At 69.4% G+C, this 21,816-nt stretch carries 24 protein-coding genes and 1 tRNA gene; 16 read left to right on the top strand and 9 right to left on the bottom strand.

Features of this window, described 5'->3' with window-relative positions; genetic code table 11:
- Genes DFR41_RS11480 through DFR41_RS11465 form a run of 4 tightly spaced genes read right to left on the bottom strand, consistent with a single transcriptional unit; the run spans position 1 to position 3,951 of the window.
- Positions 1 to 792: an ABC transporter permease gene (locus DFR41_RS11480; protein ID WP_170159354.1), complete on the bottom strand. Its 792-nt coding sequence runs from the start codon at positions 790 to 792 to the stop codon at positions 1 to 3.
- On the bottom strand, positions 789 to 1,706 hold the full coding sequence (locus DFR41_RS11475; RefSeq protein WP_114802788.1) for an ABC transporter permease: 918 nt from the start codon (positions 1,704 to 1,706) through the stop codon (positions 789 to 791). The genes DFR41_RS11480 and DFR41_RS11475 overlap by 4 nt, the downstream gene beginning before the upstream one ends.
- The gene (locus DFR41_RS11470; protein WP_170159353.1) at positions 1,703 to 2,914 is read right to left on the bottom strand and encodes an isochorismatase family protein; all 1,212 of its coding nucleotides are present in this window, start codon (positions 2,912 to 2,914) and stop codon (positions 1,703 to 1,705) included. Before DFR41_RS11470 ends, DFR41_RS11475 begins: the two co-directional genes overlap by 4 nt.
- Complete coding sequence (locus DFR41_RS11465; protein WP_170159352.1) at positions 2,911 to 3,951, bottom strand: ABC transporter substrate-binding protein; 1,041 nt, start codon at positions 3,949 to 3,951, stop codon at positions 2,911 to 2,913. Before DFR41_RS11465 ends, DFR41_RS11470 begins: the two co-directional genes overlap by 4 nt.
- A gap of 146 nt (positions 3,952 to 4,097) precedes the next feature.
- Between DFR41_RS11465 and DFR41_RS11460 the strand changes: the two genes are divergently transcribed.
- Positions 4,098 to 4,502, top strand: a complete 405-nt coding sequence (locus DFR41_RS11460; protein ID WP_017756907.1) for a group II truncated hemoglobin — start codon at positions 4,098 to 4,100, stop codon at positions 4,500 to 4,502.
- A 15-nt stretch (positions 4,503 to 4,517) separates the two neighbouring features.
- Here DFR41_RS11460 and DFR41_RS11455 read toward each other — a convergent pair whose 3' ends face one another.
- On the bottom strand, positions 4,518 to 5,186 hold the full coding sequence (locus DFR41_RS11455; protein WP_114802785.1) for a Smr/MutS family protein: 669 nt from the start codon (positions 5,184 to 5,186) through the stop codon (positions 4,518 to 4,520).
- 41 nt (positions 5,187 to 5,227) lie between these two features.
- Positions 5,228 to 5,905, bottom strand: coding sequence for a RadC family protein (gene radC / locus DFR41_RS11450; protein WP_114802784.1), 678 nt, complete (start codon positions 5,903 to 5,905; stop codon positions 5,228 to 5,230).
- A gap of 99 nt (positions 5,906 to 6,004) precedes the next feature.
- Between radC and DFR41_RS11445 the strand changes: the two genes are divergently transcribed.
- The 7 genes from DFR41_RS11445 to DFR41_RS11415 all read left to right on the top strand — a co-directional run bounded on the left by DFR41_RS11445 (position 6,005) and on the right by DFR41_RS11415 (position 12,015).
- Positions 6,005 to 6,463, top strand: coding sequence for an FKBP-type peptidyl-prolyl cis-trans isomerase (locus tag DFR41_RS11445; RefSeq protein WP_043112907.1), 459 nt, complete (start codon positions 6,005 to 6,007; stop codon positions 6,461 to 6,463).
- Positions 6,463 to 7,437, top strand: a complete 975-nt coding sequence (gene ispH / locus DFR41_RS11440; RefSeq protein WP_114802783.1) for a 4-hydroxy-3-methylbut-2-enyl diphosphate reductase — start codon at positions 6,463 to 6,465, stop codon at positions 7,435 to 7,437. The genes DFR41_RS11445 and ispH overlap by 1 nt, the downstream gene beginning before the upstream one ends.
- 96 nt (positions 7,438 to 7,533) lie before the next feature.
- Positions 7,534 to 8,517 (top strand): threonine/serine dehydratase, encoded by a 984-nt coding sequence (locus tag DFR41_RS11435; protein ID WP_114802782.1) that lies wholly within the window; start codon positions 7,534 to 7,536, stop codon positions 8,515 to 8,517.
- A 16-nt stretch (positions 8,518 to 8,533) separates the two neighbouring features.
- Complete coding sequence (locus DFR41_RS11430; protein ID WP_114802781.1) at positions 8,534 to 9,784, top strand: DUF2254 domain-containing protein; 1,251 nt, start codon at positions 8,534 to 8,536, stop codon at positions 9,782 to 9,784.
- Positions 9,785 to 9,788: 4 nt separating this feature from the next.
- A complete protein-coding gene (gene serS, locus DFR41_RS11425; protein ID WP_114802780.1) occupies positions 9,789 to 11,120 on the top strand; it encodes a serine--tRNA ligase in 1,332 nt (443 codons plus the stop codon).
- Positions 11,121 to 11,199: 79 nt separating this feature from the next.
- Positions 11,200 to 11,290, top strand: a tRNA-Ser gene (locus tag DFR41_RS11420).
- A 152-nt stretch (positions 11,291 to 11,442) separates the two neighbouring features.
- Complete coding sequence (locus DFR41_RS11415) at positions 11,443 to 12,015, top strand: DUF427 domain-containing protein (protein ID WP_114802779.1); 573 nt, start codon at positions 11,443 to 11,445, stop codon at positions 12,013 to 12,015.
- Between the two features lie 160 nt (positions 12,016 to 12,175).
- Here DFR41_RS11415 and DFR41_RS11410 read toward each other — a convergent pair whose 3' ends face one another.
- Both DFR41_RS11410 and DFR41_RS11405 read right to left on the bottom strand, forming a co-directional pair.
- A complete protein-coding gene (locus DFR41_RS11410) occupies positions 12,176 to 12,958 on the bottom strand; it encodes an SDR family oxidoreductase (protein WP_114802778.1) in 783 nt (260 codons plus the stop codon).
- Positions 12,955 to 13,281 (bottom strand): nuclear transport factor 2 family protein, encoded by a 327-nt coding sequence (locus tag DFR41_RS11405; RefSeq protein ID WP_114802777.1) that lies wholly within the window; start codon positions 13,279 to 13,281, stop codon positions 12,955 to 12,957. The genes DFR41_RS11410 and DFR41_RS11405 overlap by 4 nt, the downstream gene beginning before the upstream one ends.
- A gap of 103 nt (positions 13,282 to 13,384) precedes the next feature.
- Between DFR41_RS11405 and DFR41_RS11400 the strand changes: the two genes are divergently transcribed.
- The gene (locus tag DFR41_RS11400) at positions 13,385 to 14,293 is read left to right on the top strand and encodes a LysR family transcriptional regulator (protein ID WP_114802776.1); all 909 of its coding nucleotides are present in this window, start codon (positions 13,385 to 13,387) and stop codon (positions 14,291 to 14,293) included.
- On the opposite strand, the gene DFR41_RS11395 is transcribed toward DFR41_RS11400, so the two are convergent.
- The gene (locus DFR41_RS11395) at positions 14,294 to 14,770 is read right to left on the bottom strand and encodes a hypothetical protein (protein ID WP_114802775.1); all 477 of its coding nucleotides are present in this window, start codon (positions 14,768 to 14,770) and stop codon (positions 14,294 to 14,296) included.
- A gap of 210 nt (positions 14,771 to 14,980) precedes the next feature.
- Between DFR41_RS11395 and DFR41_RS11390 the strand changes: the two genes are divergently transcribed.
- From DFR41_RS11390 to DFR41_RS11360, 7 genes are all read left to right on the top strand, one after another.
- The gene (locus DFR41_RS11390; protein ID WP_114802774.1) at positions 14,981 to 16,069 is read left to right on the top strand and encodes a M14 family metallopeptidase; all 1,089 of its coding nucleotides are present in this window, start codon (positions 14,981 to 14,983) and stop codon (positions 16,067 to 16,069) included.
- A 347-nt stretch (positions 16,070 to 16,416) separates the two neighbouring features.
- Positions 16,417 to 17,196, top strand: a complete 780-nt coding sequence (locus DFR41_RS11385) for a GntR family transcriptional regulator (RefSeq protein ID WP_170159351.1) — start codon at positions 16,417 to 16,419, stop codon at positions 17,194 to 17,196.
- Between the two features lie 24 nt (positions 17,197 to 17,220).
- The gene (locus DFR41_RS11380) at positions 17,221 to 18,435 is read left to right on the top strand and encodes an ABC transporter substrate-binding protein (protein WP_114802773.1); all 1,215 of its coding nucleotides are present in this window, start codon (positions 17,221 to 17,223) and stop codon (positions 18,433 to 18,435) included.
- Positions 18,436 to 18,459: 24 nt separating this feature from the next.
- Positions 18,460 to 19,332 (top strand): branched-chain amino acid ABC transporter permease, encoded by an 873-nt coding sequence (locus DFR41_RS11375; protein WP_076503263.1) that lies wholly within the window; start codon positions 18,460 to 18,462, stop codon positions 19,330 to 19,332.
- On the top strand, positions 19,329 to 20,291 hold the full coding sequence (locus DFR41_RS11370; RefSeq protein WP_017760185.1) for a branched-chain amino acid ABC transporter permease: 963 nt from the start codon (positions 19,329 to 19,331) through the stop codon (positions 20,289 to 20,291). The genes DFR41_RS11375 and DFR41_RS11370 overlap by 4 nt, the downstream gene beginning before the upstream one ends.
- Positions 20,284 to 21,054: an ABC transporter ATP-binding protein gene (locus DFR41_RS11365; RefSeq protein WP_114802772.1), complete on the top strand. Its 771-nt coding sequence runs from the start codon at positions 20,284 to 20,286 to the stop codon at positions 21,052 to 21,054. The genes DFR41_RS11370 and DFR41_RS11365 overlap by 8 nt, the downstream gene beginning before the upstream one ends.
- Positions 21,051 to 21,815, top strand: coding sequence for an ABC transporter ATP-binding protein (locus tag DFR41_RS11360; RefSeq protein WP_114802771.1), 765 nt, complete (start codon positions 21,051 to 21,053; stop codon positions 21,813 to 21,815). Before DFR41_RS11365 ends, DFR41_RS11360 begins: the two co-directional genes overlap by 4 nt.
- Position 21,816: the final 1 nt, after the last annotated feature.

The raw sequence follows: 21,816 nt of genomic DNA, 5'->3' as shown, positions 1-21,816 counted from the left end.
TCAGCTCCCCAGGATCTTCTTGAGGCCGAACACGCGTTCGACCACCAGCGCGATGGCCAGCGTGGCGAGGATCAGCATGGCGGAGATCGCCGCGATGGACGGGTCGAAGTTGTACTGCATGTAGGACATGATGGCGATGGGCAGCGTGGTGTGCTGGGCGCTGCCGAGGAAGAGCGAGACCGAGACGTCGTCGAAAGAGAGGATGAAGCTCAGGATGGCGCCGGCCGCGATCGCGCCACGCAGCTGCGGCAGCAGGATGTGGCGCAGCACCTGCGAGCGCGAGGCGCCGAACACGATGCCGGCTTCTTCCAGCGTCGGGTCCATCCGCGTCAGGGCGGCCAGCACGGTGCGCAGCGTGTAGGGCAGCACGATCAGCGCGTGGCCCAGCAACAGGCGCAGCGGCGCATTGCCGATGCCCAGGCCCGCCATGGCCACCAGCACCGCGATGCCGATCACGATGCCCGGCACGATCAGCGGCGACAGGAACAGCGACTCCACCAGCGTGCGCCCCGGCCAGCGTCCGCGCGCGATGGCGAAGGCCGCGGCCACGCCGACGGGCAGGGCCACCAGCGTCGCCGCCGCGGCCAGCCACAGGCTGGTGAGCAGCCCGCCCATGAAGTTGTCCGAGGCCAGGGCCTCGCCGTACCAGTGCAGCGACAGGTCGGTGGGCGGAAAGCTGGGCACCGGCCCGCCGTTGAACGACACCACCACCACCATCGCCAGCGGCGCCAGCAGGAAGACGTAGAGCAGTACGGTCAGCACGCGCATGCCCAGGGAAAGAAGGCGGTTCATCGGGCCAGGCTCCATTGGCGCGTGTACCAGCGGCTCCAGCCCACCACGGCCAGCAGCAGGGCCAGCGTGGCGGCCAGCAGCACGGCCACCATGGTGGCGCCGAAGTGCCAGTTCATCGTGACCGAGAACTGCTGGTAGATGAAGGTGGTCATCAGCCCCGAGCGGCTGCCGCCCATGAGCGCCGGCGTGACGTACGAGGACATCGACAGGCTGAAGACGATGATGGTGCCGCTGGCCAGACCCGGTACCGACAGGGGAAGGATCACATGCCGGAACACATGCCAGCGCGAGGCGCCCAGCGTGGCCGCGGCCTCGGTGAGCGAGGGGTCGATGCGGTCCAGTGCGCCCAGCAGCGACAGCACCATGAAGGGCAGGAACACGTGCACCAGCCCGATGAGCACGGCCGGCTGCGTGTACATGATGCGCAGGGGCTCGTCCGTCAGGCCCAGGGCCATGAGCACGCTGTTGAGCGCGCCCTTGTCACCCAGCAGCACGACCCAGCCGTAGGTGCGCGCGACGATGCTCACCAGCAATGGCGCCAGGATCATCACCAGCAGCATGCCGCGCACCGAAGGACGCGCGCGCCACACCGACAGGCCCAGCACCATGCCGAACACCGCGGTGAGCAGCGTGGTCAGCGCCGACAGCCACAGCGTGCGGACGACGATGCCCAGGTAGAAGTCGCTGCGCATCAGGCGCGCGTAGTTGGCCAGCGTGAGCTCGGCGACTGGCGCGATGACGCCGGGCTCGGGCGGGTTCAGGCTCATCCACAGCACCTGGCCGAGCGGCAGGAACAGGCCGAGCACCAGCAGGGCCAGGCCAGGCAGCACCAGCAGGCCCACGGGCGGCCGGCCTCGCGCCGGGGCGACGACGGTGAGGGAGTCGGGCGCCAGGATGGCGGCGTGCGCGGTCATGGGCCGGCGTCCTGCGGCGCAGCGTGGCTCTGCAGCGCCTCGGCGATGCGGGCCACGGGCTCGACCCGCGCGAAGTAGGTGCGCATCTGCTCGAGCGAGGCCTCGTGCAGCGCCACCACCGAGTTCTTCACGCCCACGGCGTCCTCGGCGACGACGATGTGGAAGTCCAGCATGGAGGCATCGCGCACCGTGGACTCGACGCAGCAGTTGGTGGTCACGCCGGCCACGATCAGCGTGCGGATGCCGCGGGCGCGCAGCATCACTTCGAGCGGCGTATCGACGAAGGCGCTGAAGCGGTGCTTGGTGATCTGCAGTTCGCCGGCCCGCGGTGCGACGGCTTCGAGCGGCGCACGGCCCCAACTGCCCGGCAGGCAGACCTCCACCTCGCCGGGCGCGAACTGGTGGGCATCGTCCACTTCCGCGGCCGACAGGCTCCAGACGGCGCCCTCACGCGTCAGCGCGCTCGGGAAGCGGTAGGGCGAACCGACATGGCGCACATGCTGGCCATATTCGGCATGCACATGCACGACGGTGCAGCCTGCCGTGCGCGCGGCCTCCAGCAGGGCCGGCATCTGGGCGACGGCCGACTGCACCAGCGGCATGGCCTCGCGCCGGCCGGTGGCGCCGTCGGCGCTGACGAAGTCGTTCTGCACGTCGATCAGCAGCAGGGCCGTGTGGGCGGGCGCCACGCGCTGTTCCAGCGTACGCAGCCAGCGCGAATGCTTGACCTGCGGCTGCCAGCTGCGCGGCGCATCCGATCCCGCGGGCCATCGCTGCGCGACGGCATGCGTCGTCGGGGCGTCCACAGCGGCCTGCGCCTGCAGACCGCGGGCGCGGGCATCGCGCAGCAGACTGGCCACGGCCAGATCCATCTGCAGGCCGGCCACGACGAGTTGCTCGATGGCGTTGGCGCGCAGGAGCAGGTTGAGCGTGCTGGCGCCGAAGGCGCCCGTGTCCGGTGCGCGGACCACGAACTCGTGCGGGCCCGGCCGCGGCACGAGGGCCTCGGGCCAGGCGAAGGCCGTCTCGACCGGCGCGATAAAGACGGTGAACACGCGGGCCGCCCGCGCGGCCTGCAGCAGCGCAGCCAGATCGTCCAGTGCGGCCGGTGCCGCTTCAAGGAGGGCGGCCGTGGCGGGAATCACCAGTGCGGCCGCGAAGGGATCGGCGCCCTGTGTCGGCTCTTTCAGGGACTGCTCGGCGCTCAACCTGCGATCTCCTGGTTCCAACGGTCGGTGATCTCCGACATCTGCGGAATGACCTTGGCCCAATCGAAGAGCTTGAGCTGATCGAGCGCCGGCACGCGCTCGGCCGCCTTGCCGCTCAGGCGGGCGAGGCGGTTGGTGGGGCCGGCGATCACGGCGTTGCAGAAGGCTTCCTGGCATTCCTTGCTCAGCGCGTGGTCGATGAACTGCATGCAGAGGTCGGCGTTGGCCGTGTTGCGCGCCACGTGGTAGGAGACCATGCCCACCATCGAGCCGTCCTTCGGAAACACGAACTTGACCGGCTTGCCGCTGTCGATGAGCGCGTAGGCCGGGATGTTGGTGGTCATCGCCACGACCGAGACCTCGCCGGTGTCGAGCATCTGCATCGCATCGGTGGAGCCACTGAAGAAGCGCCGGATGTTCGGCCGCAGCTCGCGCAGGGCCTTGAAGCCGGGGTCGAGGTTGCTCTCGTCGCCGCCGCGGGTGCGGGCGGCGGCCACCAGCATCTCCCAGCTGCCCCAGACGCCGATGTTGGGCACCGTGACCCGGCCCTTGAGGGCCGGGTCCCACAGGTCGCTCCAGGCTTCGGGCGGCTTCTTCACCAGGTCGGTGCGGTAGGCGATGCCATAGGCCACGTAGTCCAGGCCCACCGCCTCCTTGCGGAACTGGTCGAACCACATCGGGTGCACGTTGCGGATGTTGGGGATCTTGTCGGGCGACAGCGGCATGCCGATGCCCGCACGCACCGCCTTGATGCTGTCCGGGTAGGGCAGCAGCAGCATGTCGATCTCGGGCTTGGCGCGGTTGACCATGCCGTTGGTCAGCCACTCGCTGGCCGTGCCCAGCTTGAGCGCGACCTTCACGCCCAGCTTCTTCTCGAAGCTGTCGACGATGGCGGCGCGGTAGTTCTTCTCCCAGACGCCGCCGAAGACGGTGGACGTGAAGCCCCCTGCGGCCCGCGCCGGCAGGGCGAGGCCCACCGTCAGCGAGGAGGCGGCGCCGAGGAAGTGGCGTCGGGAGAAAGCGTCGCTCATGGTCATGCTCATCACTCCTTGTTCAATATATTGAACTAATTTCAATATGAAGAACAAAAACGAGCAAGACACATGCCAGTGTCCGTGCGGTCCGAAGGGCCCGCGTCGCACCGATTCCGGGCGTGGCACAGGAGCCGCGGACAATCGGCCCCATGCAGATTCAGGAAAAGCCGCCCTACGACACCGTCTTCGAGTGGATCGGCGGCGAAGACAAGATCCGCGCCATGGTCGAGCGCTTCTACGACCTGATGGAACTGGAGCCGAAGTACGCCGACCTGCGCGCCGCCCACGGCCCCAGCCTGGACAACGCGCGGCAGCGACTGACGTGGTTCCTGACGGGCTGGATGGGCGGTCCGCAGCACTACACCGAGCGCTTCGGCCATCCGCGGCTGCGGGCGCGGCACCTGCCCTTTCCCATCGGCATCAAGGAGCGTGACCAATGGCTCGCCTGCATGGACCAGGCGATGGGCGAGACCGCCGTGCCCGAGGCCCTGCGCGCGCGCCTGCGCGACTCCTTCTTCCAGACGGCCGACTGGATGCGCAACAAGGGCGTCTGAGCGCCCCGGGTTGCCTCAGCGCCCAGCCGGTGCCAGCAGCACCACCAGCGCGCCGGCACCACCTTCGGCCGGCTTGGCCTGCACGAAGGCCAGCACTTCCTTCTTCTGGATCAGCCAGCGCTGCGCCTTGGTCTTGAGCACTGGCTGCTTTCCGGGCGAGCCCAGGCCCTTGCCGTGTACCACCCGCACGCAGCGCACGCCGTGGCGGTGGGCCTCGCGGATGAAGCCGCCCAGCGCCTCGCGGGCCTCGTCGCTGCGCAGGCCGTGCAGGTCGAGCTGGCGCTGGATGGACCAGTCGCCCGCGCGCAGGCGGCGCGTCACGTCCAGGCCCACGCCGGGGCGGCGGAAGCTCATCTGATCGTCGGCGTCCAGCAGCGTGGTGACGTCGAACTCGTCGCTGATGGTTTCGCGCAGGGCCTTCGCTTCGTCGAGGTGAAACTGCGTGGCCACGGGCGCGGGCCGCTCCTTGGTCAGCACGACCATGGGTTTGTGCTTGAGCGGCTTGGTGGCGCCGGTGTCGGCGCCGATGGCGCGGGCGAACAGGTTCTGCCGCGCCAGGCGCTGCTCTTCCAGCTGCTTCTGGCGCAGGGCCTCGGCCGCTTCGCGCGCGCGGTCCTCGGCCAGCTGGCGCTGCACCTGCTTGAGGTCGGCCAAGCTCTTGAGGGCCGGGGTCTTCGGGGGCATCGGGGCAGTGTCTCACGGGCCCGCGGGCCGTTAGGCGCGGCTCACAGGAGTCCCTGCTGGGCCATCGAGAGGAAGCGACCCGGCCCGACGATCACGTGGTCCAGCACCCGCATGTCCAGCAGGGCGAGGGCCGCCCGCAGCGATTCGGTCAGCGCCAGGTCGGCCCGCGAGGGCTGCACGTCGCCGCTGGGGTGGTTGTGGGCCAGCACGACCGCCGCGGCGCCGTGGTGCAGGGCGCGCTGCACCACCTCGCGCGGATAGACGCTGGTCTGCGCCAGCGTGCCGCGGAACAGCTCTTCCATCGCCAGCAGGTGATGGCGGGTGTCGAGAAAGAGCACGGCGAACACCTCGTGCGGCTTGTGGGCCAGGTGCAGCTGCAGGTACTGCGCGACGGCATCGGGCGTCTCGAAGGCCGGGCGCTCGGCGAGCCGCTGCGCCATGGCGCGACGGGCCAGCTCCATCACGGCCAGCAGCTCGGCCCGCTTGGCCGTGCCGCCCAAACCGCGGATCTTGCGCAACGCCTCGCCATCGGCATGCAGCAGGCCGGCGATGCCGCCGCAGGCATCGAGCACGTCCTGCGCCAGCTGCAGCACGTGCCGGCCCGCGAGGCCGGTGCGCAGCAGCAGCGCCAGCAGTTCGGTGTCGCTCAGCGCGGCAGGGCCGCGCGCGAGCAGCTTCTCCCGCGGGCGCGCATCGGCCGGCAGGTCGTGGAATGCCATGTGGTTCCTCCCTTGGGGGCCGTGGCGTCGACGGCCCCACGGCACGGCGGCCCAACCCCCCTCCTTTAAACTCGCGGGCCAGTTTATCGGGGGCCTCCCTTGTCTTCGTCCACCCAAATTCCCGTGGTGCAGCCCGGCTCCTTCCTCACGCTGCACTACCGCCTGGCCGGCCCGGCCGGCGACATCATCAACACCTTCAACGACAAGCCCGCCACGCTGTCGCTGGGCGCGGGCGAACTCTCGCCCGCCGTCGAGCAGCGCCTGCTGGGCCTGGAAGAGGGCACGCACACCACCTTCGAGCTGCCGGCCGGCGAGGCCTTCGGCGAGCGCAACGCCGAGATGCAGCAATGGGTAGCGCGCACGCTGCTCGCGCAGCTGGGCGACCCCGACGAGCAGTACGCCGTCGGCGACGTGGTGCAGTTCCCCACGCCCGATGGCGCGGGCAGCTATGCGGGTGCCGTGATCGCGCTGTCGGACAGCGCGGTGCAGTTCGACTTCAACCATCCGCTGGCGGGCCAGCCGGTGACCTTCGAGGTGCGCCTGATCGGCGTCCTGTGATGACCACCGGTACCGCGCTCAACGAAATCCTCCTGGCCGAGCCGCGCGGCTTCTGCGCCGGCGTGGACCGGGCCATCGAGATCGTGGAGCGGGCCCTCGCCAAGTTCGGCGCGCCGATCTATGTGCGCCACGAGATCGTGCACAACACCTATGTGGTCAACGAGCTCAAGGCCAAGGGTGCGATCTTCATCGAGGAACTCGACGAGGTGCCGCCCGGCGCCACGCTGGTCTTCAGCGCCCACGGCGTGAGCAAGGCGGTGGAGAACGAGGCCCGCGCGCGTGGCTTCTCGATCTTCGACGCCACCTGTCCGCTGGTGACCAAGGTGCACGTCGAGGTGGCCAAGCTGGCCAGGGAAGGCTACGAGTTCATCATGATCGGCCACAAGGGGCATCCCGAGGTCGAGGGCACGATGGGCCAGCTCTCCAGCGGCATCCACCTCGTCGAAGACGTGGCGGACGTCGCCCGCGTGCAGCCCGGCCAGACCGACAAGCTCGCCGTCGTCACCCAGACCACGCTTAGCGTGGACGACGCCGCCGAGATCGCCGCTGCCGTGCGGGCGCGCTTTCCGAAGGTGCGCGAGCCCAAGCAGCAGGACATCTGCTACGCCACGCAGAACCGGCAGGACGCGGTCAAGCTGCTGTCGCCGCAGGTCGACGTGGTGATCGTGGTGGGCAGCCCCACCAGCTCCAACAGCAACCGCCTGCGCGAGCTGGCCGAGCGGCTGGGCACCACGGCCTACATGGTCGATTCCGCCGCCGAGCTGCAGGCCGAATGGTTCGAGGGCCGCGCCCGCGTCGGCCTCACGGCCGGTGCCTCGGCGCCCGAGGTGCTGGTGCGCGAGGTGATCGACCGCATCAGGTCGCTGGGCGCCGTGTCGGTGCGCAGCCTGCCGGGCGTGGAGGAGCACCTCAAGTTCCCGCTGCCCAAGGGCCTCAAGCTGGACGACCAGCCGCCGCCGCAGCACATCTCCTGATCCTTCCCGGACGCCATCCGCAGCGCGCAGGCGCGCGGCGCGAGGCCTCCCGCCAGCCGGCCGCATGATGCGGCCGGTGCCACTTCTGGACCACCCATGACGACTTCGACCTCTTCTTCGCAAGATTTCCGGGGCTGGCGCGCCGACATCGAGGCGGCCGCCCAGCGCCTGCAGCAACAGGGCCGCGGCTTCGTGCGCGAGACGCCGCTGTGGCGCCTGCCCGCCTCGGCCCTGGGCCTAGACGCGCCCGGCGCCGAGGTCTGGCTCAAGCTGGAGCACCTTCAGTCCGGCGGCAGCTTCAAGGCCCGCGGCATGATGAACCGGCTGCTGGCCAACCCCATTCCCGAGGCGGGCGTGGTGGTCGCCTCCGGCGGCAATGCCGGCATCGCCACCGCCGGTGCGGCGCGGGCGCTGGGCGTGCCCTGCGAGGTCTTCCTGCCCGGCGTCTCGCCCGAGGCCAAGCGTCAGAAGCTGCGCGACCTGGGCGCCACGGTCAACGTGGTCGGCCAGCTGTATGCCGATGCGCTCGAAGCCTGCCTGGCTCGCCAGAAAGCCACCGGCGCGTTGCTCACCCATGCCTACGACCAGCCCGAGGTCGTGGCTGGCGCCGGCACGCTGGGCCGCGAGATCGAATCCCAGGCCGGTGGCGTGCCCGATGCGGTGCTGGTCAGCGTGGGCGGCGGTGGCCTGATCGGTGGCCTGGCCGGCTGGTTCGAGGACCGCACGCGCGTCATCGCGCTGGAGCCCGAGGGCTCACCCACGCTCTACCGCGCCCGCGAGGCGGGCGAGCCGGTCGACGTGGCCGTGGGCGGCCTGGCCGCCGATTCGCTGGGCGCGGGCCGCATCGGCAGCATTGCCTGGGAGATCGCGAAGCACCATGTGCCCGAGGCACTGCTGCTGACCGAGGCCGCCATCCGCGACGCGCAGCAGTGGCTGTGGAAGGAGATGAAGCTCGCCGTCGAGGCCGCCGCTGCGCTGCCACTGGCGGCGCTGCACAGCGGCGCCGTGCGCCTGCAGCCGGGCCAGCGCGTGTGCCTGATCGTTTGCGGCGCCAACGTCGATCCGGCGACGGTCGCCTGAGTCCGGCGCGCACACCATGAGCCTGCCTTCCTGGCGACTGCTGCTGCGCCGCACGGCGCGGCGCATCTGGTTCCGTTCGGTCGTCTTCAGCCTGGTGGCGGTGCTGCTGGCGGTCGCGGCGCGCTACTTGGCGCCCTGGCTGCCGGAGCACTTCGAGGGCAACATCGGGCAGGACTCGGTGGGCGGCATCCTGCAGATCCTCGCGTCGTCGATGCTGGCGGTGACCACCTTCTCGCTCACGGCCATGGTGTCGGCCTATTCCTCCGCCACCACCCTGGCCACGCCGCGCGCCACGCAACTGCTCATTCAGGACCCGACCTCGCAGAACGCGCTCTCGACCTTCCTGGGCGCCTTCCTGTTCTCCATCGTCGGCATCATTGCCCTGTCGACCGGTTTCTACGGCGACCGTGGGCGGGTGATCCTGTTCGTCGGCACTCTGGCCGTGGTGGCGCTGATCGTGTTCACGCTGCTGCGCTGGATCGCGCACCTCACGGCCTTCGGCCGCATGTCCGACGTGATCGACCGCGTCGAGCGCGCGGCCGTCGAATCCGTCCGCGAATGGCGCGAGGCGCCGTACCTGGGGGGCCAGCCGGCCGTGGCCGTGCCCGAAGGCGCGTGGCCGGTCTTCGGCGAGCGCACGGGTTACGTCACGCATGTGGACGTGGGTGCGCTGCAGCGCATCGCCGCACAGGCCGACCTGCGCCTGCATGTGGCCGTCCTGCCCGGCACGCTGGTGCATCCGCAGCGGCCGCTGCTGCAGGTCGAGGGCCAGGCCGATGACGACGGCCGCGCCGCGCTGGCCCGGGCCTTCACCGTCGAGCGCCACCGCAGCTTCGACCACGACCCGCGGCTGGGTCTGGTCACGCTGGCGGAGATCGGCAGCCGCGCCCTGTCGGCGGCCGTCAACGACGCCGGCACCGCCATCGAGGTGATCGATGCGCAGCACCGCGTCTTCCGCGCCGTGCTCGCGCGGCCGGACGATGCGCCGGGCGATGCCGATTGCGACCGCGTCTTCGTGCCGCTGCCTGCGATGGCCGACCTGCTGGAGGACGCCTTCCGACCGCTGGCGCGCGATGGCACCGGTGCCATCGAGGTGTCGATCCGGCTGCAGAAGACGCTGGCCGCGCTGGCCGAGGCTGAGCCGGCCCATGCCGAGGCCATCGACGCCATGGCCCGCCAGGCCTTCGCTCGGGCGAGCGAGGCCTTCGCCAGCAATGCCGACCGCGCTGCACTGGCGCAGGCGACGCAAAGCCGTTTCCTACAATGAGCCGATGCTCGACATCACTCTCCTGCGCAAGGACCTGCCTTCGGTCGTTGCGCGTCTCGAATCCCGCAAGAAGAACCAGCCCTACCTCGACGTCGCGCGCTTTTCCGCCCTGGAAGCCGAGCGCAAGCAACTGCAGACGCGCACCGAGGAGATCCAGGCCCGCCGCAACGCGCTGAACAAGCAGATCGGCCCGCTCAAGGCCAAGGGCGAGTCGGTCGATGCGCTGATGGCCGAGGTCAACGCGCTCAAGGCCGAGATGGAGTCGTCCGCCGTGCGCCTGGACGCGCTGCAGCCCGAACTGCAGACCCTGCTGCTTGCGGTGCCCAACCTGCCGCACGAGAGCGTGCCGCAGGGTGAGGACGAAGCCGGCAACGTCGAGGTGCGGCGCTGGAGCCCGCAGGGCGGGGAGGGCGGCAACGCACCGCAGCTCGGCTTTACGCCGCGGGACCATGTGGAACTGGGTGAGCCGCTGGGCCTGGACTTCGAGATGGGCGTCAAGCTCGCCGGCTCGCGCTTCACCGTCATGAAGGGTGCCATCGCCCGCCTGCACCGTGCGCTGGCGCAGTTCATGATCGACCTGCAGACCGGGCAGCACGGCTACACCGAGTGCTACGTGCCCTACATCGTCAATGGCGAGACGCTGCGCGGCACGGGCCAGCTGCCCAAGTTCGAAGGCGATCTCTTCGCCGCCAAGAAGGGCGGGCAGGACGGCGAGCCGGTGCCCGACCTGTCCGCGCTCTACCTCATTCCCACCAGCGAGGTGCCGCTGACCAACTTCGTGCGCGACACCGTCGTGCCCGAGTCGCAACTGCCCATCCGCCTGACGGCGCACACGCCCTGCTTCCGCTCCGAGGCGGGCAGCGCCGGCCGCGACACGCGCGGCATGATCCGCCAGCACCAGTTCGACAAGGTCGAGATGGTGCAGATCGTGCACCCCGAGAAGAGCTACGACACGCTGGAAGAAATGACCCGCCATGCCGAGGCGGTGCTGCAGGCGCTGGAACTGCCTTACCGCGTGGTGCTGCTGTGCACCGGCGACATGGGCTTCGGCTCGTCCAAGACCTACGACCTGGAAGTGTGGATTCCGGCACAGGCCACCTACCGCGAGATCAGCTCCGTCTCCAACTGCGAGGCCTTCCAGGCACGCCGGCTGCAGGCCCGCTTCAAGAACGCGCAGGGCAAGAACGAACTGCTGCACACCCTGAACGGCTCCGGCCTGGCCGTGGGCCGTGCGCTGGTCGCGGTGTTGGAGAACCACCAGCAGGCCGACGGCAGCATCGCCATCCCCAAGGCGCTGCGCCCCTACCTGGGCAACCAGGCCGTCCTGCGCGCGTGATCGAATCGCTGCGACCCGCTTCCCAGCGGGTCAAAAGCCTGGCTATAATGCAAGGCTTCGACTGAATCGCACAGCTTGTGGAGAGGTGGCAGAGTGGTCGAATGTACCTGACTCGAAATCAGGCGTACGGTTTCCCCGTACCGTGGGTTCGAATCCCACCCTCTCCGCCAGTTACCGTCCATGACGGTTCCAGAAAGCCCGGTAGCGCACTGCTCACCGGGCTTTTTTCTTTGGGGCGGCGTCCGCCGTCGTTCAAGACTCCCGAGCGATGCTGCCCACGCCAGCGGCGAGGATATGGTGTGGGCCGCGCACAGAATGCCGCATGAACTCCCAAGACGCCCATTCCCAAGAGAGCGAACGCCTCCAGCGCGCCCGTGCGCAATGGCGCTATGTCGGCGACGCTCGCCCATCCTTCGCGCAGACACCGGGTCCAGGTCAGGAATCGGTCTGGGACTATCCGCGCCCGCCGCGCATCGAGGCGGATGGGCGCGAGATCGTGGTGAGCGTTGGCGATGTCGAGATCGCACGCACCCGCCAGGCGCTGCGGCTGCTCGAGACCGCCAGCCCGCCGACCTTCTACCTCCCGCGCGCCGATGTGCGTGCCGACGCGCTGGCGCCTGCCGCAGGAGCGTCGTATTGCGAATGGAAAGGGCAGGCGCGCTACCTGACCGTGATCGCCGGAACGGGGCGGTTCGAGGCGGCAGCGTGGTTTTACCCCCAGCCCGAACCAAGCTACTCGGCATTGCGTGACCACATCGCGTTCTATCCGCACCAGCTCGGCTGCTGGGTCGACGGCATTCGCGTGGTGCCGCAGCCGGGTCGCTTCTACGCAGGCTGGATCACGCCCGAGGTCGTGGGTCCTTTCAAGGGCGAGCCCGGGTCTGCGGGCTGGTGATGTGCGGAGTCGGTGGCCCCGTCCTCGACGCGAAGGCCCCTGCCCGCCCTCTCGACGCACGCGGCGGGGGCTTCGGGTTTGTGCATCGCGGGCGTGGCATCGGCGCGCCACAAGCGGCAACGCGAGGAACTCGCCCGCCTCGACCCTGCGGCCGCACCGCCTACACCGTCGGCACGGTGCCGCCGTCGATCCGCACCTCTGAGCCTGTGATCGAACCAGATCTCGGCGACGCAAGAAACGCGATCAGGTCGGCGACCTCGTCGGGCCTCGCGGGGCGTCCAACGGGAATGCCTCCGAGCCAATCCATGACGATCTTCTTGCCGCCCTCGTAATCGGTGCCGGCCTCTGCGGCCATCCGTTGGGCAAACTCGACGGACGCCTCGGTCTCGATCCAGCCGGGCGCAATGCTCAGCACGCGCACGCCCTTGGGGGTGACCTCTCGCGCCAGCGACTTGCTGTACGTGGTGAGGGCACCCTTGGCGGCGGCATAGGCCGTGGTGGACTCGGGCAGCGGCAGCGCGCGCTGGATGGAGCTGACGTGGATGATGACGCCAGCGCCTTGTGCCAGCATGCTTGGCAGCAGTGCACGGTCCATGCGGACGGCCGGCATCAGGTTCAGGTTCAGCTCGGCCAGCCAGTGCGCATCGGTGATCGCGGCGAATCCACCGCCGGGCGTCTTCGAGCCACCGAGCACGTTGATCAGGATGTCGGCGCCGCCCCAGTCCTTCAGCACGGTCTGGGCAAAGTGATGGGTGCCTTCCGCGGTCGACAGGTCGGCGGGCACATACGTGACGCCCTCGACCGGCTGCGCCGGCGCACTGCGTGCCGATGTCGCCACTCTGGCGCCGGCTTCGGCAAAGACCTTCACCACGGCCGCGCCGAGGCCGGCCGTGCCGCCCGTGACCACGACACGCCGGCCTTCGAGGTGCAGATCGAAGCTCATGACGTGATCTCCAGCGATGCGATCAGGGCCCCCGCGAGCCGGAAGCGGTACGAGAGAACGATGGGGCTGCCCGGAAAGTTGCCGGTGACCGTGGCGCGGACCACATGGGATCCATCTTCCTGCTCCAAGGCGAACGGAACCGCCGTCGCGTTGTACTTGGCCGATGCGTCGGCCATGAAGGTCTGAATAGCGCGGGCTCCGGTGTAGGTGTGACCTTCGTCCTTCAGGACCGCCTGCGCCGTGAAGCAATGTGCCAAGGCTTCGGTCTCGGGGTCGGCGGCGAAGTACGCAGCAATCGGCGCGGGAAGATTCAAGGTGTCCATGGCATTGGCTCCATGCGGTGAGTGAAGGCCCCGAGGATGCGCGCCGCCCAGTCTTTAGGGAATATGCTTGAATCTGCATGGGTTGTGTAGCAAGGAATACAGAATGCGAGGCTCCGATTTCGCTGAGCTGAAGGCCTTCGTCGCCGTCGTGGAGCGCCAGAGCTTTGCCCGGGCCGCAGAGCACCTGGGGCTCTCGCCGTCGGCACTGAGCCAGACCATCCGGCAGCTCGAAGGCCGTATCGGCGCGCGGCTTCTGAATCGCACGACCCGCAGCGTCGCGCCGTCGGCGAGCGGCGAGCGGCTCTACCGGCGGATCGCGCCGTTGTTCCAGGAGATGGCCGTTGCGGTGGCCGAGGCCAGCGAAGCCACCGGGCAGATCAGCGGCACGCTGCGCATCAACACGCTGGGCATCGCGGCAAGAACCCTCATTGCGCCGCGGCTGGCCCGCTTCCACCAGACCCATCCCGATGTGGTGCTCGACATCGTGGTCGATGATGCGCTGGCCGACATCGTCGTGGGGCGCTTCGATGCGGGCATACGCGTGGGCGGACGACTGGAGAAGGACATGGTGGCCGTGCGCCTCACGCCGGACCTGAAGATGGTGGCCGTCGCGTCCCCCGACTACCTCGCGCGTCGAGGAGCACCCCAATCACCCCAGGACCTGCATGACCATGCATGCATCAACTGGCGACTGCAGCCGGATGGCCGGCCCTACCGCTGGGAGTTCCGCAAGCGGGGTCAGCGGCTCGAGGTCGCCGTCGACGGTCCCGTGGTCACCAACCATGCCGACGTCGGCATCGCTGCCGCCTTGAACGGGCTGGGCATCGCCTACCACTTCGAGCAGGACGGCGTCGGTGAGCTCCTGGCGCAGGGGCGCCTGGTTCAGGTGCTCGCGGACTGGTCGATCACTCGTCCGGGCTTGTTCCTCTACTACCCCAACAGGCAGCATCGGCCGGCGCTGCTCGGCGCGTTCATCGACTGCCTGCTGGACCGGCCGGCAGCGCCCTCGTGATCAGCGCGAGGGCCGCTCGAAGCCGCCCTCGATCCACGCCGCGGCACTGTCGGCATTGAGTTTGAAGGTCGGCGGCACGCGGGCTTCGCCGAGCGCTTCGCCCAGCTCGTCCTCCGCACGCAGGATGGCGTAGGGGTTGTCCTCGTCCGGCACGATCTGCAGCGACACCCGGATGCGCTCGGAGCCGCTGCAGACGCTCACGCTCTTGTTCAGCCGGGCATGCAGTTGCTGCTCGTGCCGACGCAGCACCTCGTTGGCCGTCTTGACCAGGGTATGGAAGGCCGCGGTGTCGAGGGGCTTGGGGTTCTTCTTGTCGCGGCCCATGGTCCAGGGGCCGACCAGCGCCGGCTCGGCATCGCCCTGGCGGGTCATCGAGACGGCCCAGCCGTCGTCGTCTTCGTTCTTGATGACGCGCGCGGTCCAGCGCTCGTCGCTCCATAGCCGGGGCTCCTGGATGGGAGTGGTCGGTTCACTCATGGGTACAGCTAAGGTGGGTAAGAGGGGGTTCGGGGGCGGCGATCTTAGGCCCATGCCCGTACGGGGATGGTCTTGCGCCACGGGCCGACCGCAGGGTGCATGACTCGTCACAATGGCCGCATGCCCGTGGGGCGCCTGGGAGCACGGCGCTGCCGGCCTTCACCGACCCGTCTGCAGCATGCCGGAAACGGCCGAGCCAGGAACATCGCCATGCCTTCCATCGCCTCCCATTTCTCCGGCAGCTATGCCGAAGCCCGCCGCAAGTTCCTGGATGCCGCCGAGGACCGCGGGGCGCGCATCCAGTCCATCGAGTTGCCCGGCCATCGAGGCGCCCTGGGAGAAACGCTGGCCATGGACGCCGCGCGGCTTGGCGCGGCGGATGCCAGCCGCCTCATCATCGTCAGTGCCGGCACCCATGGGCCCGAGGGCTTCTGCGGCTCCGGCTGCCAGGTCGCGCTGCTGCGCGACGATGACCTGCTGCGGCGGCTGGACGAGGCGCGTCTGGGTCTGCTGCTGATCCATGCCATCAATCCGCATGGCTTCTCACACCTGCGGCGGGTCAACGAGGACAACATCGACCTCAACCGCAACCACGTCGACTTCGAACGGCCTCTACCGGTCAACGCCGACTATGCGGCGGTCGATTCGCTCGCGCTTCCCGACCACTGGCCGCCCACGGCCGAACAGGCCGCCGCGCTGGCGGACTACATCGCCGAGCACGGGATGGCGGCCTACCGCGCGGCGCTCAGCCGCGGCCAGTACACCGTGCCGGACGGCCTGTTCTATGGCGGCACGGCACCGAGCTGGAGTAACCGCACGATGCGCGCGCTGCTGCGCGAGCATGCGGCCACCGCCACGCATCTGGCCTGGATCGATGTGCACACCGGCCTGGGCCCGTGGGGGCATGGCGAGAAGATCTTCCCGGGACGCGCGGCCGGGCTGCCGCTGGCGCGGTCGCTGTGGGGTGCGGACGTGCTGGCCATGTTCGAGGCCGGATCGGCGTCGCCCGATGTGTCCGGGCCGGTGGTGAGTGCTGCCTACGACGAGTGCCCGCAGGCCCTCTTCGCGCCGATGGGCCTGGAGTTCGGAACGCTGCCGGACCAGCAGGTGCTGGACCGCCTGCGCGCGGACTGCTGGCTGCATCGGCATCCCGAGGCCGACGACCTGCAGCGCCGCGCCATCCGCCGTGATGTGCGCGATGCCTTCTACTGCGATGACGACGCCTGGAAGGGCATGGTGCTCGGCCAGGCACGGGTGGTGATGCTGCAGACCATCCTCGGGCTTGCGCGCGCGGCCTGATTGGCCGTGGCCAGCCGCGGCCAACGCCGGGTTCTGCGGCTGATGTCGACACAGTTCGCCGGTCCGCCACGCGTGCGCGACTGACCCTGCGGCGCGGGCGCCACGCGCCGCGCCCCAGTCGCGTGCGCGGCGCCCCGCCATGGGGAGCGTCGTCGACCCCCTGGCGGGTCAGACCCGCGACGGTGCATCGTCGTGCTGCAAGGCACCGGTCCATGCGGGCATGACTCCTGCATGCCCGGATGCCCTGCCGCGCTGACGACCCTTTGCCCTCGGCACAGCCAAGGCAAAGTTCCGCTCTCAAATGTCTTATTGACAGAACAATAAAACGGCTCCTACGATCATTTCCCATGTCCTCGGCGCTGCCGCTTCCCAAGTACCACCGCATCTACCTCGTGCTCCGACAGCAGCTGGAGGAGGGCATCTTCCAGGCGGGACTGCCGGGCGAGCATGCCTTGATGGAGCAGTTCGAGGTGTCGCGCGTCACGGTGCGCAAGGCGCTGGAGCGCCTGTCCGACGAGGGCCTCATCAAGCGCGAACCCGGCCGCGGCACCCGGCCCACCACGGCCAATGCCTCCGTCGCCGCGCCCGACCACACGCCGCTCACCGGCCTGCTCGAGAACCTCGTCGCCATGGGCCTGAAGACCTCGGTGAAGGTGCTGGAGGTGGCGGGCATCACCGCCTCTGAATCGGTGGCGCAGGCACTGGCCATTCCGGTCGGGGCCGAGGTCCAGAAGGCGGTGCGGGTGCGCAGCACGCGCGAAGGGCCGCTGTCGCTCATCACCACCTATGTGCCGCAGGCGCTGGCCAAGGGCTTCGGCCGCCGCGAGCTGGCGCGCAAGCCCATCCTGCTGCTGCTGGAGGAGTCGGGGGTGCGCGTGGGCCGGGCGCACCAGACCATCTCGGCCCGCCTGGCCGACGCCCACATGGCCGAGCACCTCGACGTGTCGGTCGGCACGGCGTTGCTGGCCGTGCGTCGCCTCATCTACGACGTGGACGACCGGCCCGTGCAATGGCTGCACGGCCTGTACCGGCCCGACCGCTACGAGTACCAGATGGAGCTGTCCCGCGTTGGCGACATCGACGCCAAGGTGTGGGTCAGCAAGGACGCTTCCGCCCGCTTTTCCTGACATCGACCCACGAAGGAGTTCGCCGTGACCCAGCCCACCCGCAACCGTCGCCAGTTCATCGCCCAGTCGGCCGCCGCCGCGTCCGCGCTGGCCCTCCCGACCATCGGCGGCGCGCAGCCGCGCAGCATCAAGGTCGGCGTGCTGCACCCGGTCACCGGGGCGCTCGCCTATTCGGGCCAGCAATGCCGGGCCGGCGCGCTCATGGCCATCGAGGACATCAACAAGGCCGGTGGCATCAAGTCGCTCGGCGGTGCGCGCATCGAGGCCCTGCTGGGCGATGCCCAGTCACAGCCGCAGGCCGGCGCGGCCGAGGTCGAGAAGATGAACGAGGCCGGTGTGTCGGCCGTGGTCGGCGCCTTCGCCTCGGCCATCTGCCTGGCCACCACGCAGGCCGCCGCCAAGTACAACCTGCCGCACATCGTGGACGTGGGCGTGGCCGACCAGATCGTCGAGCGCGGTCTGAAGAACACCTTCCGCTTCGGCCCCGGCTACAAGGCCGTGACGGATCTGGCGATGGCCAACCTGCACGTGCTCAACAGCGTGGCGGGCAAGCCGGCCAAGACCGTGATGATCATCCACGAGGAGTCGCTCTTCGGCACCGGCACGGCCAACCTGCTGTCGCGCGAACTGCCGGGCTATGGCTTCGAGGTGAAGGAAGTCATCAAGCACGCCAACCCCACGCGCGACTTCAACAACATCGTGCTGCGCATCAAGTCCGTCAACCCGGACATCGTGATCCCGGCCAACTACTACAACGAATACGCACTGCTGGTGCGCACCATGCAGCAGCAGCGCGTGGTGCCCAAGGCCATCTACTCGGTGCTGGGCGGCGCGGCGTCGAGCTACAAGTTCGTGCAGGAGTTCCCCGATGCCTCGCACGGCATCATCGACTGCAACCACTGGTTCAACCCCAAGGACGCGCGCGCCCAGGCGCTGAAGAAGCGGGCCGAGGCCCAGAAGCTGTACTTCAGCTATGAGCTGTTCATGACCTACACCAGCATGATGCTGCTGGCCGATGCGCTGGAGCGGGCCAAGTCCAGCGAGCGCGCGGCGCTGATCGACGCGCTGGAGAAGAGCACCTTCTCCGACCACTTCATGCCCTATGGCCCGACCAAGTTCGTCAATGGCCAGAACCAGGGCGGCCGTCCGCTGATGACGCAGGTCATCGACAAGGACATCAAGGTCATCATCCCGCGCGAATACCGCGAGGCCGAGCCCCTGTTCCCGCTCAAGGCCTGAACGGCACCACCAGGCTCCTTTTCCATGTTCGATCTGTCGATCGTGGTGCCGTCCGTGCTGAACGGACTCACCACCGGGGCGGTCTACGCCCTCATCGCCCTGGGGCTCACGCTGATCTACGGCGTGCTGCACATCATCAACTTCGCGCACGGCGCATCGCTGATGCTGGCGCTCTATGCCGTCTACTGGCTGCGTGCGCAGTTCGGCATCGACCCCTACCTGGCGCTGCCGCTGGTGGTGGCGGGCATGTTCGCGCTGGGCTACGCACTGCAGCGCGGCATCATCAACCGCGCCAGCCACGGCAAGGACGAGAACATCCTGCTGGTCACGCTGGGCCTGTCGATCGTGATGGAGAACCTGGCGCTGCTGTTCTTCCGCTCCGACACGCGCACCATCGACACGCCCTACACGCTGACGACGCTGCAGATCGGCCCGGCCTTCATCGCGCTGCCCAAGCTCATCGCCTTCGGCGGTGCGTTGGCCGGGGCGGCCGTGCTGCTGTGGATCGTCAAGGCCACCGACCTGGGCCGCGCGATCCGCGCCGTGGCCAAGGAGAAGCAGGGCGCGCGGCTCATGGGCATCGACGTCGACCATGTCTACGCGATGAGCTTCGGCATCGGCCTGGCCTGCCTGGGCGCGGCCGCCTGCTTCCTGCTGCCGGCCTACTACGTCAACCCGCAGGTGGGCGGCGGCTTCGTGCTGGTGGCCTTCACCATCGTGGTGCTGGGCGGCATGGGCAGCTTCACCGGGGCACTGGTGGGCGGGCTGCTGATCGGCGTGGTCGAGTCGCTGGGCGGCCTCTTCCTGGGCGAGTCGCTGGGACAGATCGGCATCTTCCTCATCTTCATCGCGGTGCTGCTGTTCCGTCCCCAGGGCCTCTTCGGAAGCAAGGCATGAAATCGGTTCTCTTCATCGTGGTGTTCGCCCTCGTGGTGGGCGCCATCCCGCTCGTGACGACCTCGGGCGTCTGGCTCAACTTCGTCATGATGGCGCTGTATGCGGGGCTGCTGGCGCAGGCCTGGAACATCCTGGGTGGCTTCGGCGGGCAGTTCTCCTTCGGGCATGCGCTGTTCTTCGGCTTCGGCGCCTATGTGCAGGCCATCGCGCAGCTGCAGTGGGGCCTCAACCCCTGGGTGGCGCTGGTGGCGGCGGCGGGCGTCGCGGCGCTGGTCGGCCTGATCGTGGGGGCGCTGAGCTTCCGCTACGGCCTCAAGGGTTCGTACTTCGCGCTGGTCACGCTGGCCTTTGCCGAGGTCTGTCGCATCCTCGCGCTGTCGCTGCCCTTCACCGGGGCCGGGGTCGGCCTGATGGTGCCGCTGCGCGAATCGGTGGCCAACCTGCAGTTCGGCTCGCGGGTGGGCTACCTGTACGTGATCCTCGCCATGGTGGTGGCCGCACTGCTGGTCAGTGCCTGGCTGCGGCACTCGCGCTTCGGCGCCTACCTGCAGGCGGTGCGCGACAACGAGGACGCGGCCCGCGCGGCCGGCGTCGACCCGCTGCGCGTCAAGCTCGGCGCCATCGTGCTCTCGGGCGGCTTCATGGGCCTGGCCGGCGCCTTCTATGTGCAGGTGTTCCAGTACATCGACCCGGGCATCGCCTTCGGCTCCACTGCGTCGGTGGAGGCGCTGGTGGCGGCCATCGTGGGCGGCATGGGCACCGTGTGGGGTCCGCTGCTGGGTGCCTTTGCGCTGCATGTGCTGGCCGACCTGACGCGCAACCTGTTCGGCGAGCTGCCGGGCATCAACATGGTCATCTATGGCTGCGTGCTGGTGCTGATCGTGATGTTCCTGCCGCGCGGCATCGCCGGCGTGGGGCAGAACGTGCGCCGGCTCTGGAAGGGAGGCCGCGGTGGCTGAGTACCTGCTCGAAGTCGAAGGCGTCTCCAAGACCTTCGGCGGCCTGCGCGCTGTGCGCGAGGTCTCGCTGGCGGTGCCGGCGGGCTCGCTCACCGCGCTGATCGGCCCCAATGGCGCCGGCAAGACCACGCTGTTTTCGCTGATGTCGGGCTTCCAGCGCCCCGACACCGGCCGGGTGCGCCTGGGCGGGCGCGACATCACCGGCCAGGCGCCGCACCTCAATGCCCGCATGGGCATGGGCCGCACCTTCCAGATCGTGCAGCCCTTCGCGGCGCAGACCGTGCGCGAGAACATCGCGGTGGGCGCCCACCTGCACCATGCCAACCGGCGCGAGGCCCTGGCCAGCGCCACGGCCGTTGCCGAGCGCGTGGGCCTGGGGCCGCAGCTGGACAAGCCGGCCTCCGACCTCACCGTGGCCGGCCGCAAGCGGCTGGAGCTGGCGCGCGCGCTGGCCACCCGGCCGCGGCTGCTGCTGCTCGACGAGGTGCTGGCCGGCCTCAATCCGCAGGAGATCGCCGAGATGCTGCCCGTGGTGCGCGCCATCCGCGAGGAGGGCGTCACCGTCCTCATGATCGAGCATGTGATGCAGGCCGTGATGAACCTGGCCGAGCATGTGTGGGTGCTGGCCCAGGGCGAGCTGATCGCCGAAGGGCCGCCGCAGGTCGTCACCCGCGACCCCAAGGTGGTCGAGGCCTACCTGGGCCATGGCACGGCCGCCCGGCTGCAGCGCGGCATGACGGCGCAGGCGGAGGTGCAGGCATGAGTGCACAGGCAATCGAGACGCAGACCGTGCGCGACGCGAGCACGCCCGCCGCAGAGACCCTGCTCGACGTGCGCGGCCTGCGCGGCGGCTACGGCCGCATCGAGGTGCTGCGCGGCGTGGACCTGCAGGTCGCGCGCGGCGAGATGGTGGCCCTGCTGGGCAGCAACGGCGCCGGCAAGACCACCTTCAACCACACGCTGTGCGGCCTGATGAAGCCCTGGGCGGGCTCGGTGCGCTTCAACGGCGTGGAGCTGGGCGGCGCGCACTACCGCGAGGTGGTGCGGGCGGGTCTGATCCAGGTGCCCGAGGGCCGCAAGATCTTCCCCAACCTGAGCGTGATGGAGAACCTGGAGCTGGGCTCCTTCACCCGCGCCCGGGCGCGCCGCGCGCAGAACCTGGAGAAGGTGTTCGGCATCTTCCCGCGGCTCAAGGAGCGCACCGCCCAGTTGGCCGGCACCATGAGCGGTGGCGAGCAGCAGATGCTGGCCATCGGCCGCGGCCTGATGGCCGAGCCCGAGCTGCTGATCCTGGATGAGCCCTCGCTCGGCCTGTCGCCGCTGCTGGTGGAGGAGATGTTCGCCCTCATCGGCCGCCTGCGCGGCGAGGGCCTGGCCATCCTGCTGGTGGAGCAGAACGTGGGCCAGGCGCTGGAGATGGCCGACCGCGCCTACGTGATCGAGAACGGCAGCATGCGCTTCTCGGGTCGTCCGGAGGAACTCCTGAACTCCGACGCCCTGCGCCGCGCCTACCTGGGGGTATGAC

This window comes from Pseudacidovorax intermedius (assembly GCF_003350475.1).
In the GTDB taxonomy this organism is placed as follows: domain Bacteria; phylum Pseudomonadota; class Gammaproteobacteria; order Burkholderiales; family Burkholderiaceae_C; genus Xenophilus; species Xenophilus intermedius.
This window is presented reverse-complemented; position numbering and strand designations above follow the sequence as displayed.